The organism is Saliniramus fredricksonii, from assembly GCF_900094735.1.
Taxonomy (GTDB): domain Bacteria; phylum Pseudomonadota; class Alphaproteobacteria; order Rhizobiales; family Beijerinckiaceae; genus Saliniramus; species Saliniramus fredricksonii.
Genome location: NZ_FMBM01000003.1, coordinates 229,378 through 242,996 on the forward strand (window position 1 = coordinate 229,378; position 13,619 = coordinate 242,996).

11 protein-coding genes and 1 tRNA gene are annotated in these 13,619 nt (G+C 64.2%); 1 reads left to right on the plus strand and 11 read right to left on the minus strand.

Annotated features, from left to right (window positions below):
* Nucleotides 1-104: 104 nt before the first annotated feature.
* The 4 genes from GA0071312_RS18370 to aspS form a co-directional block, all read right to left on the minus strand.
* Nucleotides 105-542 (minus strand): hypothetical protein, encoded by a 438-nt coding sequence (locus tag GA0071312_RS18370; protein ID WP_238947334.1) that lies wholly within the window; start codon nt 540-542, stop codon nt 105-107.
* A gap of 129 nt (nt 543-671) precedes the next feature.
* Nucleotides 672-756 (minus strand) — tRNA-Leu (locus GA0071312_RS18375).
* Nucleotides 757-855: 99 nt separating this feature from the next.
* Complete coding sequence (locus GA0071312_RS18380; RefSeq protein WP_165604076.1) at nt 856-2,007, minus strand: AbrB family transcriptional regulator; 1,152 nt, start codon at nt 2,005-2,007, stop codon at nt 856-858.
* A gap of 213 nt (nt 2,008-2,220) precedes the next feature.
* Nucleotides 2,221-4,026, minus strand: coding sequence for an aspartate--tRNA ligase (gene aspS / locus GA0071312_RS18385; protein WP_074446477.1), 1,806 nt, complete (start codon nt 4,024-4,026; stop codon nt 2,221-2,223).
* 203 nt (nt 4,027-4,229) lie between these two features.
* On the opposite strand from aspS, the gene rnd reads away from it, so the two are divergent.
* The gene (rnd, locus tag GA0071312_RS18390; protein WP_074446478.1) at nt 4,230-5,393 is read left to right on the plus strand and encodes a ribonuclease D; all 1,164 of its coding nucleotides are present in this window, start codon (nt 4,230-4,232) and stop codon (nt 5,391-5,393) included.
* Between the two features lie 18 nt (nt 5,394-5,411).
* Here the strand turns inward: rnd and GA0071312_RS18395 are convergent, their stop codons facing one another.
* The 7 genes from GA0071312_RS18395 to GA0071312_RS18425 form a co-directional block, all read right to left on the minus strand.
* Nucleotides 5,412-5,915 (minus strand): cytochrome c-type biogenesis protein, encoded by a 504-nt coding sequence (locus GA0071312_RS18395; RefSeq protein ID WP_083204773.1) that lies wholly within the window; start codon nt 5,913-5,915, stop codon nt 5,412-5,414.
* Nucleotides 5,916-5,925: 10 nt separating this feature from the next.
* Nucleotides 5,926-7,923 (minus strand): heme lyase CcmF/NrfE family subunit, encoded by a 1,998-nt coding sequence (locus GA0071312_RS18400; protein WP_074446479.1) that lies wholly within the window; start codon nt 7,921-7,923, stop codon nt 5,926-5,928.
* Nucleotides 7,924-7,966: 43 nt separating this feature from the next.
* Complete coding sequence (gene ccmE / locus GA0071312_RS18405; protein ID WP_074446480.1) at nt 7,967-8,422, minus strand: cytochrome c maturation protein CcmE; 456 nt, start codon at nt 8,420-8,422, stop codon at nt 7,967-7,969.
* 6 nt (nt 8,423-8,428) lie between these two features.
* Complete coding sequence (ccmI, locus tag GA0071312_RS18410; RefSeq protein WP_074446481.1) at nt 8,429-9,541, minus strand: c-type cytochrome biogenesis protein CcmI; 1,113 nt, start codon at nt 9,539-9,541, stop codon at nt 8,429-8,431.
* 154 nt (nt 9,542-9,695) lie between these two features.
* Entirely contained in the window at nt 9,696-10,544 is an 849-nt protein-coding gene (gene bcsS, locus GA0071312_RS18415; RefSeq protein ID WP_083204745.1) for a cellulose biosynthesis protein BcsS, read from the minus strand.
* 278 nt (nt 10,545-10,822) lie between these two features.
* Nucleotides 10,823-13,066 (minus strand): TRAP transporter permease, encoded by a 2,244-nt coding sequence (locus GA0071312_RS18420; protein WP_083204746.1) that lies wholly within the window; start codon nt 13,064-13,066, stop codon nt 10,823-10,825.
* A gap of 118 nt (nt 13,067-13,184) precedes the next feature.
* Nucleotides 13,185-13,595 (minus strand): TAXI family TRAP transporter solute-binding subunit, encoded by a 411-nt coding sequence (locus tag GA0071312_RS18425; RefSeq protein WP_238947335.1) that lies wholly within the window; start codon nt 13,593-13,595, stop codon nt 13,185-13,187.
* Nucleotides 13,596-13,619 lie beyond the last annotated feature (24 nt).

Consider the following 13,619-nt stretch of genomic DNA (forward strand, 5'->3'; position numbering starts at 1 on the left):
GGCTGGGGCTGGCAGCACAACCATCGTCACGTGCCTTGCCGCGATGGAGCCGACGCGCAGTAACCGATCCGTCAGAAGACTGGATCCGGAAACCTGCTGCAGCATCAATCCTGTCTGCAGTTCTTTGCAATCATCGTGCGGCGCACTGCTTCCTGCTCGCCCTTCAGTCGTGCAATCTCCGGCGCGATGTTATCACCACTCAATGATGAGACGGGAAGACCGATCAGGATAACGCCGACGACATCATTGCCGCGAGCCCTTTCCTGTTGTGTCGACGCAGTTGCCAGCGCTGCCGAAAGACGCTGGCTCTCTTCTCCGAGTTGGGGGCACGACCATGACTGGTACGATACCTCACTGATATACGACGCCTGAATACTCTCCGGGCTTTTTGCACAGGCTCCGGCAAGAAGCACCGAGGCAAAAACGATAACATTCAAATGACGCATGCTGAAACCACCATTGCACCCGCATAATCCCGCAACACAATCCTGTGATTGCATTGAAATATTGCAAAGGCAATCGTTTTCTTCAATGAGCGTCATCCGCTGACGCGCGGCGCATTCAGATGCTCAGAGGAGATCCACAACCGTACCACCCGTGTGTACCACTCGGGCGCGATCAAACCGTTACTCTGCCTGAAAACCTTTCGGATCAACACCTTGAGAGGGTGTTGGTGCCCAGGAGAGGACTCGAACCTCCACGGCTTGCACCACTGGTACCTGAAACCAGCGCGTCTACCAATTCCGCCACCTGGGCTCGCCTGTCGGCGATGGCGCTTCATACGAGGGGCGGGGCGGCGCGTCAATGGGTATATCGGGGTTGGGACGCGAAATTGTCTCCGTCAACCGGCCCGCGTCAGCCGTCGCGCATGCGCGGTATCCCACCCTTGCCGACGCCCTTGCCGCCACCCTTGCCACCGCGTTTCGGGTAGAGCAGCGCGAAGGTCGGGCCGGCGCTGAGCATGACGAAGAGAATGCGGATGATGTGATGCGCGGCCACGAAGGCGACCTCGGTATGCACCGCGATGGCGACGAGGCTCATCTCGGCCAGCCCGCCCGGCGAATAAGCCAGCATCAGCGGCAGCACCTCGAAGGCGGAGAAGCGTGAAACGATGACGGCAAAGCCCAGCGTCATCACGAGCAGAATCATCGTGGAGCCGAAGGAGAGCGCGAGAATGCGCAGGATCACCTGCGGCGGCGTGCCCAGAAAGCGGCAACCGATCGTCACGCCCAGCACGATCTGCGCGCCCTGCACGATCTCCGCCGGCGGCTTGAAGTCGGTGATGCCGGCGGCATGCACGAAAGCCGAAACCAGCATCGGGCCGAGCAGATATTTCGCAGGCAGACGCAGGAGATGGCCGAAAACGGCGCCAGCAAGCCCGCAACCGATGATCCACAATTCGGCGGTGAGCGGCGCCTCCGTGACCGAGGGCCCCATATCGGCCCTGCCGCCAAGAGACACGCCCTCGACCAGCTCGACGAGGAAGGGCAGCGTCATCACGACCAGCAGAATGCGCGCCGAATGCACCAGCGCGATGGTGCGTCCGTCTCCGCCACGCTGTTCGCCGACCACCACCATCTCGACCAGCCCGCCCGGCATGCCGGCAAAATAGGCCGTCGTCATGTCCATACGCCCGATCTTGCGGAAATACAGCACGCAGGCGGAACCGGATACGGCGACGAAAAAAGCCAGACCGATAATGGTCGGCACCCAGTCGAGCAGATTGGTGAGTATCGCCGGCGTGAAGGCTGCGCCCAGCATCACGCCGATCACCGCCGACATGGGCGGGCGCACGACCGTCGGCGCGGCGATCGGCGCGCGCAGGATCGCGGCAATCGTGCAGAAGGTCATCGGCCCCAGCATCCAGGGCAGCGGCAATGTGAGCGCGTTGAAGATCGCCCCGCCGATGAAGCCGAGGATCAGGGCAGCAATGAATCTGGCATAGGGAAAATGTTCAGGCCGCAAGGCTGCAAAGCCACCGCGCATTTCCTGCCAGAACGATCTCATGCTGATGCCACTCCTGCTGCCGGCTCGTCGCTTGATCATGGCCGGAACCAGACAGCCGCAATCCAGCACAGACCGTGCGCCGATGCAGGCGCAGCCGCGACGCACGCATGCAGCCTAGCGAGACAGGGCCACCCCCGCCATGGCGAGGGGGCGCATATGCGATGGGCAGCGCTCGCGTGTTGTGCCGATGAAATGTCTTGCGCGCCTTGCGCCTCACTCCGGCAGATTGAGGCGGATGTGCAATTCGCGCAGCTGCTTGGCGCTGACCTCCGACGGCGCGCTCATCAGAAGGTCTTCGGCCTTCTGGTTCATCGGGAACAGCACCACCTCGCGCAGGTTCTGCTCGCCGCAGAGCAGCATCACGATACGGTCGATTCCTGGTGCGATACCGCCATGCGGGGGCGCGCCGAGCGACAATGCGCGCAGCATGCCGCCGAATTTCGCCTCGAGCACGTCCTCGCCATAGCCCGCGAGCCCGAACGCCTTGCGCATCACGTCGGGGCGATGGTTCCGGATCGCGCCCGACGACAGTTCCACACCGTTGCAGACGATGTCGTACTGGAAGGCGGTGATACCGAGGATCTCGTCGGCATCCGCCGGGTTGAGGGCGAGGAACTTGTCGAGATCATAATCGGGCATCGAGAACGGGTTGTGCGAGAACTCGATCTTCTTCTCGTCCTCGTCCCATTCATACATCGGAAAGTCGGTGATCCAGCAGAAGGCGAATTCGCCTTGCGGGATCAGATCGAGCTCCTCGGCGATGCGCGTGCGCGCCTTGCCGGCCAGCGACACGGCCTTGGCCTTCTCGCCGGCAGAGAAGAACACGGCGTCGCCGGCGGCGATTCCCGCCTTTGATGCGATCAGCTTCTGCACTTCGGCCGGGATGAACTTGGCGATCGGCCCCTTGCCGACGAGATCGCCGCCGTCATCCTCGAAGACGATATAGCCCAGCCCCGCCGCGCCCTCGCCGCGCGCCCAGTCATTGAGCTTGTCGAAGAAAGAACGTGACTGGCTTGCAGCCCCGGTGGCGGGAATGGCGCGCACGATGCCGCCGGCCTTGATGACGTTCTTGAAGGCGTTGAAGGTCACCTCCTCGCGGGAGAATTCCTCCGTCACGTCACAGATGATCAGCGGGTTACGCAGATCCGGCTTGTCGATGCCGTATTTCAGCATCGCCTCCGCATAGGGGATACGCGGGAACGCGCCGGTCACCTTGCGGCCCTCGGCGAATTCCTCGAACACGCCGCGCAGAACCGGCTCCACTGCCTGGAAGACGTCTTCCTGGGTGACAAAGCTCATCTCCACGTCGAGCTGATAGAACTCGCCGGGCGAGCGGTCGGCGCGGGCGTCTTCGTCGCGAAAGCAGGGCGCGATCTGGAAATAGCGATCGAAGCCCGACATCATGACGAGCTGCTTGAACTGCTGGGGCGCCTGCGGCAGCGCGTAGAACTTGCCCGGATGCAGGCGCGAGGGCACCAGGAAATCGCGCGCGCCTTCCGGCGAGGAGGCGGTGAGGATCGGTGTCTGGAATTCGAAGAAGCCGCCCTCCTTCATGCGCCGGCGGATCGAATCGATGATCTGGCCGCGCTTGATGATATTGGCATGCAGCTTCTCGCGACGCAGATCGAGGAAGCGGTATTTCAGGCGGATGTCTTCGGGATAATCATGCTCGCCGAAGACCGGCATCGGCAATTCGTCGGCGGCGCCGAGCACTTCGAGATCGGTGATGAAGACCTCGATCATGCCGGTGGGCAGATCGGGGTTCTCGGTGCCTTCCGGGCGCCGACGCACCTTGCCGTCGAGCCGCACGACCCATTCCGAGCGCAACGTCTCCGCCAGCTTGAAGGCGGCGGAATCGGGATCCACCACGCATTGGGTGATACCGTAATGGTCGCGCAGATCAATGAACAGCACGCCGCCATGGTCGCGGATGCGGTGGCACCAGCCGGAAAGGCGGGTCTCGCCGTCGATGTCGGTTTCGCGGAGAGCGGCGCAGGTATGGGTACGATAGCGATGCATGGAACCGGATTTCTTTCTCGAACGAGCTTCAGGGGAGTGAGCCCGGCAGGCCGCGCTTGTCAAGAGCCGCTGCCGCAGCGCACGCGAATTTGCCCGCCCGGGCCGGGATTTCCGCCGACACGGTTGATATCTGCGGGGCGAGATTCCTGCTTGCCCAGCGCTTGCCTCTTGCACACAATCGCCATATTCGGCAAAGGGATTGCATGAAACTGATCACCGATACCGCCGAACTCTCGGCGACCTGCACCCGGCTCGCCGCACATCCGTTCGTGACCGTCGATACGGAGTTCATGCGCGAGACGACGTATTATGCCAGGCTCTGCCTGATCCAGATCGCATCGCCCGAGGAAGCCGTGCTGATCGATCCGCTGGCAGACGGTATCGACCTCGCGCCCTTCTTCGCACTGATGGCGGATGAGAGCACCATCAAGGTGTTTCACTCGGCGCGCCAGGATGTCGAGATCATCTGGACGATGGGGAACGTGATCCCCACCCCGCTCTTCGACACCCAGGTTGCAGCCATGGTCTGCGGCTATGGCGATTCGGTCTCCTACGAGCAACTCGCCAATGATCTCGCCAAGGCGCGGATCGACAAGTCATCGCGATTCACCGACTGGTCGCGCCGCCCGCTGAGCGAGGCGCAGCGCGCCTATGCGCTCTCCGATGTGACGCACCTGATCCCTGTTTACGAGACCCTCGCCAGCCAGCTCGCGGAAACCGGGCGCAGCGCCTGGCTCGACGAGGAAATGGCCGTGCTCATCGATCCCGCCACCTATGAGGGCGATCCGGCACGCGCGCATCGCCGCCTGATCGGCCGGGTGCGCAAGGTCAAGGAACTCGCCGTGCTGATCGAGGTCGCGGCCTGGCGCGAGCGCGAGGCGCAGAGCCGCGACGTGCCGCGCAACCGCGTCCTCAAGGACGATGCCGTGGTCGAGCTCGCGATCTCGCAGCCGCGGGACGCCGAGGCAATGGCGCGGCTGCGATCGGTACCGAACGGTTTCGAGCGCTCGCGCAGCGCCGCCGGGGCGCTCGCCGCGATCGAGGCGGGGCTGGCGCGTGACCTCTCGGAGTTGAAGCTGCCGGAACGTTCGCGCGGTCGCGGCAATGCCGGCGCCACCGTGGATCTGCTCAAAGTGCTGCTGAAGGCGGTCTGCGAGCAGAATGACGTTGCGACGAAGATCGTGGCGACGGTGGATGACCTCGAAGCCATCGCCGAGAACGACGACGCCGATGTCGCTGCACTCAAGGGCTGGCGGCGCGTATTGTTCGGTGACAAGGCCCTCGCGCTGAAGCACGGGCGGCTGTCGCTCGCCATTGAAGACGGGACCGTCATCGTCACGCCGCACGCGCAGACCGGCAGCGCCTGACCGGGCTGCAGCGTGCGGTCAGGATTTGCCGGACGCAGTATCACCGAGAATGCGTTCGAGCGCAGCGCGTTCGTCCGGCGTGAGATCAGCCGTCACCACCGGTGCGGCATGGCGGCGTCTGCGTATGACGAGAAACAGCCCGAGCGCGCCGGCCCCGAGCACCAGGGCCGGCGAGCCCCAGAGCAGCATCGTGCTGGCATTGAAGGGCGGCGTGAACAGCACGAAATCCCCGTAGCGCGCCACGACGAAATCCTCGATCTCCTGATCGGAATACCCCTCGACCAGCCGTTCGCGCACGAGCAGCCGCAGGTCGCGGGCCAGCGGCGCGTCCGAATCGTCGATTGACTGGTTCTGACAGACGAGGCAGCGCAGATTGGCCGAGAGATCGCGCGCACGACGCTCCAGTTCGGGATCCTCGAGGATCTCATCCGGATGCGGGGCGGCAAGTGCAGGCGGCGCGGCGGCGCCCATCCCGAGCGCGAGAGCGGCAGCGAGTATCAGGGCTATGGCAAAGCGTCTCATGCGCAATTCCTCATTCCGCCGGCGCGGGCGCGGGGCCGGAGAGCGGTGCTTCACGCTTGGCACGCACGGGAGCGCCGACGCGGAAGCGGCGATCGGTCATGGCGATACCGGCACCGAGCGCCATGAAGATGGTTCCGATCCAGATCAGCAGAATCAGCGGTTTGTAGTACAGCCTCAGGCCGAGCGCCCCGTCGGACTGAGGCTCGCCGAAGCTGAGATAGACCTGCGAGAAGCCGACCGTATGCAGGCCCGCCTGGGTGGTCGGCATGTTGCGTGCCGGATAGAAGCGCTTCGAGGTCTCTTCCTCGCCGATGGCACGATCACCGCGCAGGATGGTCATCCGGGCCACGTCTTCCTGAAAATTCGGCCCGGTACGCGGAAAGACGGCATCAAGCCGGGCTGAATAGGCGCCACCGACATGCACGACATCCCCCGGGCGCATGGTCACGATCCGCTCCGTGGACCAGGCGGTGGCGGCGATGCCGATCACCATGACGCCCACACCGGCATGGGCGGTGACGGTGCCCCAGGTCGAGCGCGGCAGACCGCGCGCCTTGCGCATGGCGTCGGCAAATCCGGCGCCGCCGCTGAAGGAACGGGTGACGACTTCGTTGAGCGCCCCGACGATCAGGAAGATCCCCAGCCCCACGCCGAGCGGTGCGGCGACCGGACCGCCATAGGTGAAGCCGTAGACGATCACGGTCAGAACCACCGAGACCAGAATCGCCCCGGCCAGGCGCTGCGCCACGCCGCCCACGTCTCCGCGCTTCCAGGCCATGACCTGACCGAAGGGCAGAAGCAGCAGCAGCGGCACCATCAGCGGCACGAAGGTGGCGTTGAAGAAGGGCGGGCCAACGGAGATCTTGGCCCCGGTCACCGCTTCGAGCGCCAGCGGATAGAGCGTGCCGATCAGGACTGTGGCGCAGGCCGTGGCGAGGAACAGGTTGTTGATCACCAGCGCGCCCTCGCGCGAGACCGGTGCGAAGATCCCGCCCTGGCGCAACAGCGGCGCACGCCAGGCGAACAATGCCAGCGATCCGCCGATGAAGAAGACCAGGATCGCCAGAATGTACATCCCGCGGTCAGGGTCGACGGCGAAGGCATGGACCGAGGTAAGCACGCCCGAGCGCACCAGGAAGGTACCCATCAGCGAGAGCGAGAAGGTCAGGATCGCCAGCAGGATCGTCCAGATCTTCAGCGCATCACGCTTCTCCATCACCACGGTGGAATGGATCAGGGCGGTGCCGAGAATCCAGGGCAGGAGCGAGGCGTTCTCGACCGGATCCCAGAACCACCAGCCGCCCCAGCCGAGCTCGTAATAAGCCCAGTAGGAGCCCATCGAGATGCCGAGCGTCAGAAACAGCCAGGCGCCCAGCGTCCATGGCCGCACGGCGCGCGCCCAGACCGCGTCGATCTTGCCCTCGATCAGCGCCGCCATGGCGAAGGCGAAGGTGATCGAGAAGCCGACATAACCGATGTAGAGCAGCGGCGGATGGATCGCGAGGCCGATATCCTGGAGGATGGGATTGAGATCGCGCCCTTCGAACGGCGCCTGGTCGATGCGTTCGAACGGGTTCGAACTCAGCAGCAGAAACAGCAGGAACGCGATGGTCACCGATGCCTGCACGGCGATCGTGTTGGCGCGCAGTTTCAGCGGCACGGCGTTGCGCGCGATGCCGACCAACGCGCCGAACAGGGTGAGAATCACGATCCAGAGCAGCATCGAGCCCTCATGATTCCCCCAGACCCCGGTGACCTTGTAGATCATCGGCTTTTGCGAATGCGAATTCGCGTAGACATTCGTCAGGGAGAAATCGGAGGTGACGTAGGCATAGGTCAAGACCCCGAAGGAAAACAGCACCAGCACGAAGACGCCGACCGAAGCGGGCGCGCCGACGCTCATCAGGACCGGATCGTTGGTGCGCGCCCCCCAGAAGGGCACCACCATCTGGATGACAGACAGCCCGAGTGCGAGAGCCAGCGCGAAATGTCCAACTTCGATCAGCAATGAACTGCCCCTTCCGCCATCAATGTTTCAGCCCGCAACCCGGTCACTGGGTGCCGGGCGCCGGATCGCCATGTTGCCACACGCCCTGCGCCTTGAGCGCATCCGCCACCTCTCGGGGCATGTAGTTCTCGTCGTGGCGCGCGAGAACGGTATCGGCGCGAAACAGGCCCGAACCGTCGATCGCACCTTCAGTCACCACACCCTGCCCTTCCCGGAACAGATCCGGCAAGAGGCCTTGATAGCGCACCTCGATCGTCGCGCCCCCGTCCGTGACACTGAAATAATGAATCTGGCCGTCCTCCCGGCGCATCGAACCGTCTTCGACGAGGCCGCCGAGACGAAAGCGCACACCCTCGTCGATGCCCTGCGCGGCGATATCACTCGGCGCGCGGAAGAACACGATCGTGTCGCGCATGGCGAAGAGCACGAGCCCGAGCGACAGGGCCAGCACAGCCCCGGAGACACCGATGAGAACCAGGCGGCGTTGTTTGCGTGTCATGTCACGTTACTCTCGCAGGATACCGGCCTCACGGGCCACCGATTCGACTTCTTCGATTGCCTGGCTGTCACCGGCAAGCGCGCGGCGGGCATCGGCCAGGGCCTGCTCTGCGGGCTCGACCTGCCCGAGCACCGCGTAGGAGCGCACCAGACGCCCCCATTCCTGCGCATTCCCGCCTTCCGAGGCAAGGCGTTCGGCGAGCCCCGCGACCATGCCGGCAATCGCGCCCGACGCATCGCCCTGAGCGTCAACCGCTCCCTCCGCCGGAGGCGCCTCGCCCTCGAGAGCAGCAATGCGCTGACGCACCACCCCGACCCATGGCGCATCGGGATCCGATTCGGCCAGCAGATCACGGTAACGCTCCAGCGCAATCTCCGTATCACCGTCCTGATGCGCCGCCGTCGCCAGGAAGAACCGTGCTTTCGGCTGGCGCGTATCCTGTTCGAGGGCGCCCTCGAAGGCCTCGCGCGCCGATGAGGAGACGATCCCCTCTGACGCCATGACCAGCGCCTCACCAAAATTCGCCAGACGCTCGCCGTCAGCACCGAGCAGATCGACCGCCCGGCGGTAGGCCATGGCAGCATCGTCGAAACGTCCGAGGCGGATATAGACCGGCGCGATCACCTCCCAGCCCTCTCCGTCTTCGGGATTGCGTTGCAGATGCGTCTCGATCTGTGCGACCGCCTGGCTCATCTCGATATCACTGCCGGGTGTGACCGGTTGCATACGCGCACTGAGCGGCTGACCTGGCATTTCCGGTGAGCCTTGCGCACCGTAAATCGCGAGTGCGACCAGCGGGATTGCCGAGAGCGCCAGTGCCGAGGTCGCGCGCCGCCGCCGCAATGCCGGCTCGTCAAGCGTCTTGTTGCCGGATTCCCGGCGCGCATCGGCGCGGATCAACCGCCGTGCCGCCTCAGCCTTCGCGGCAGCCGCCTCCTCCGGCGTGAACATCCCCCGCGCGAGGTCGCGCTCGATTTCCTGCAACTGCTCCTCGTAGAACAGCCGCTCGCCTTCCCCTGCAGATGCGGGGCCTTGAGCCCTGCGCGGGCGTGACAATGGCCACAGGACAGCCATGATCGTGGCCGCAGTCATGGCGAGAAAGAGAATCCAGATCGACATGGCACCTATCTACAGTGAAGCCGTTCACCTGACGATGTAATGGCCCGGCGACACGGTGTCACGCAAGGGATGTTACGGAATCGGCAAAAACATGGCGGGCATGGCCATCGCACTGCGAAAAAGCGTCGCTGGCATGCTGCGGCCCGCGCTCGAATCAGCGCAGGATATGCCCCTGCAGGCCGATATACACGTCGGATCGCCCGCCCCGCGGCATCGCGACCCCACCCGCAAGGCGCAGGGTCAACGGGCCGAGGGTGAAACCGGTCACATGCGCGCCCAGCCGAAATTCCTGATAACCCGGCTCCAGATAAACCGAGGCTTCCGGCCCGGCGAAGACCGTTTGCGTCAGAGCAGGCCCGGTCGCCAGCCGGGCCCAGAGCGAGGGTGCGGCGCTGCCGGCCATGATGGTCGCATGGGTCAGAAAGGGGCGGCGCGTCCAATCATGCCCGGAGCGTGCGGGCTGCGCACGCAATGGCGCCTCGCGCCACAATTCCGCGATCAACGCCGCCCCCGCACGCGGCCTCTGCCAGCGCGGCAGCGCGTCGTCGCCCAGCGCCTGGGCCCGCCGGATCTCCATACCGGCGGCGATGGTCATGAAACCGAGCGCGGTATTGTCCTGGCGCCCGAAATACAGCCTCGTGATCTGTGTCATGCGCGGCACATGGGCGATGAAACCGTCCGGCGCCTGCCAGCGTTCACGCGTCGCGCCGAGATTGGTCATCAGCATGGCGACCGGCCCCGGCGCCTCGATATTGCCGGAAAGACTGTGCTTGAAGCCGCTTCCGCCGAAGATCGAGACCTCCGCCAGTTCGACCGAGGCGAACAGCACCCGGTCGTACCGGTCAGAGACGGGCGGCTGCTCCTCCTGCCCAGCCTGCCCAGCTTGCCCAGCTTGCCCAGCTTGCCCAGCTTGCCCAGCTTGCCGCATATCCGCAATGCCAGGCCCGCCGGGCAGGACCATGAAGACCACCACCGCGAAGAGCAGGCAAACGATGCGGTGCAACGGGCCCGCCGCCCGGGTCCGGCTCAGCGCCCCTGAACGGCTTTGACGCGGCGCGGCGACGGCGCTTGTGGACGGGTTGGCGAAACGCAAGACGGCGCCACCTGAAATCAGAAATTGCCTAACGCCTTCCTAACAACTTATTCGCAACCGCGCAATCCGAATTCACGCCGAGGGTTGTGGTTATGTACAGGCACACGCACCGTCGCCCGCATCACCCTGGATGGGAAAAGGCGGGCCCGATCGGGACGGCGTGTCCAGACGCCGCCCCGTCACCGCGATCATGCGGGCGCCGCCACCCGCGCCTCCCGCTTCTGGCGCTGCACCCGCCAATCGGTGCGAAAGTTCCAGATGATGATGCCGAACACGCCGATGGCACCGATCGCCTCGGCGATCGGCGTGTTCGGCCATAACAGCGCCACGCCGAAGCCGAACAGCGCGATGCGCGTCACCCAGTTCAGCGGCGCTTCCATATGCCCTTCGATCGCCGAGCCCAGCGCGTAGACGCCGATCACCGCGATGACGAAGATATGCATCACCTCCCAGAACTCGCCGCCGACGAAATTCGTATAGGCGAACAGAACCGGCAGCAGATACAGGCCCTTGGCCACTTTCCAGGCCTCGAGGCCGGTACGCATCGGCGGTGTCTTGGCAATCGCCGCCGCCGCGAAGGCGGTGATGCAGACGGGCGGGGTGACATTGGAATCGAGCGACAGCCAGAAGATGATCAGATGCGCCGAGAGCAGCGCCATGGTGATCACATGCGCATCGAGTGCCTGCGGATAGACCTGCGAGAGGATCTCCGGCGGCGCGGCATTGATCAGCGCCAGCGCCGCATCCCGGCTCATCGGCTCGGCCAGAGCCGTCATCGCTCCCGGATCGACCAGCGAGAAGATCACCCGTGTCCCTTCGGGAATCTGCCCCGCCATCATCACGTCGATCAGGGCATTGTTCTGGATCAGAAGATGCAGAGCCGGTGCCGAGAGCGTCGCCAGCACGATATAGGACGCCGTCACCGGCAGGCCCATGCCAAGGATCAGCGACGCCAGGGCGATGAGCAGGAGCGCGATCAGGAGGTTGTTGCCGGACCATTGCGCGATCATCAGCGAGATGGTGTTGCCGATGCCGGTCATGGCCACGACATTGATGATCAGGCCGACTGCAACGAGCAGCACGGCGGTCATGATCATGTTGGTCGAGCCCAGGGCCAGCGCGTCGAGAATCGCCTTCGGGCCCATTTTGTTCGGCGTGAACCAGGAGGCGACCACGCAGGCCGCGATGGCGAAACCCGCAGCGTAGGTCGGCGTGTAGCCGGCGACCAGTAGGCCGATCAGGGTGAAGATCGGGATCAGGAAGGACGGGCCGCCCTTCTTGAGCACCTCCCACGCCGTCGGCGCGTCGTCATCCATGGCCTGGAGATTGTATTTCTTGGCATTGATGCGCACGAAGAAGGCGACGGAGAGGAAATACACGATCGCCGGCAGGAAGCTCACGGCCACGATGGTGAGATACGAGATCTGGGTGAATGTCGCCATCACGAAGGCGCCCGCCCCCATGATCGGCGGCATGATCATGCCGCCTGTCGATGCCGCTGATTCGACCGCCGCCGCGAAGCGAGGCGGGAAGCCCGCGCGCTTCATCAGCGGAATGGTGATGACCCCGGTCGAGACCGTGTTCGCCACCGCCGAGCCGCTCGTCGTTCCCGTCAGCGCCGAGGCGAACACCGCGACGAAACCCGGCCCGCCAACGAAACGTCCGGCCATGGCGCGGGCGAGATCGACGATGAACATGCCCGCGCCCGAGCGCACCAGGAAGGCGCCGAAAATGATGAAGAGATAGACATAGGTCGCCGAAATCAGCGCGATCGAACCGAACATCCCCTCATCCGCCAGGATCGAGCGGAAGAAGAGCGTGTCGAGCGTGAGCCCGGAAAAACGGAAGACGCCACTGAGCGTGGGGCCCCACCAGACGACATAGCTCAGCGCGACGAGAATGAGGATGGGAATGATCAGACCCGTGGCGCGACGGGTGAACTCGATCGCGCCGACCATGATGATCAGCGCCAGGACCGTCTGGATCCCCTCCATGCGCCCGCGATCGAAAATGTCCTGCACGTCATAGAGCAGCCAAAGGGTCGAAACCGCGACGACAATCCCGATCACCACGTCGATGGCGAGCACGAGTTTCGCACCCGCCTCGCTCTTCAGGTTGATAAGCGGATAACGCAGGGCACAGAGAAAGCCGAAGCCGGCAAAGTGAACGCCCGTCAGCCAGAGGGTATTGAGCTGGCCGAAGGTGCTCATCCAGATGTGATACAAGGCAAGAGCGACCCCGACGGCATAGGCGACCCGCCCGAGCAGCGTGTCGGTGTCGAAGGAACGCACGACCGATTCATACTCGGCCTCCGCCTCCTGCGCTTCCCTGCGCAAGTCGTCCGGGGAAACGGCAAGATTTCCCGGTTGCGGCGCATCGTCCGCGCGCACGGACCCATCTGCGGCGTCGCGGTCCTTGTTCGGATCACTCATGTTTCTGGTCTCACATCCTGCTCGATACCCGCAATGGGTGTGCGTCGCCGTCAAGAGGCAAAGAGGGCGCGACCATGGCCGCGCCCTCCCGATATGTCATGTGTTTCCCGTCATCCGCTCAGGGACGCAGGTGATCCGGAATGTCGAGACCGGCTTCCTCGTAATAACGCAGCGCGCCCGGATGCAGCGGCGCGGGCAGACCATTCGTGGCAACCTCGAGCGACATTTCATTGGTCGCCGGATGGATCGCCTGAAGGAACCCGAGGTTCTCGAAGATCGTCTTGGTGATCATGTAGACCACCTCTTCCGGCACCGTGTCATTCACGGCGAGGAAGTTCGGCTGCCCGACCGTGGTGACATCCTCTTCCTGACCCGGATAGGTGCCCGCAGGAATTTCGAATGCGGTCCACAGGGAATCGAAATCGCCATTGGCCTCGGCGATCTGCTCATCGGTGAAGCCGAGCAGGGTCAGGTCACCCGGCATGGCAGCGAAGGCACGGGTGACACCACCCACGCCCAACTTAAACACCTGATTTCCGATAATTATGGATTT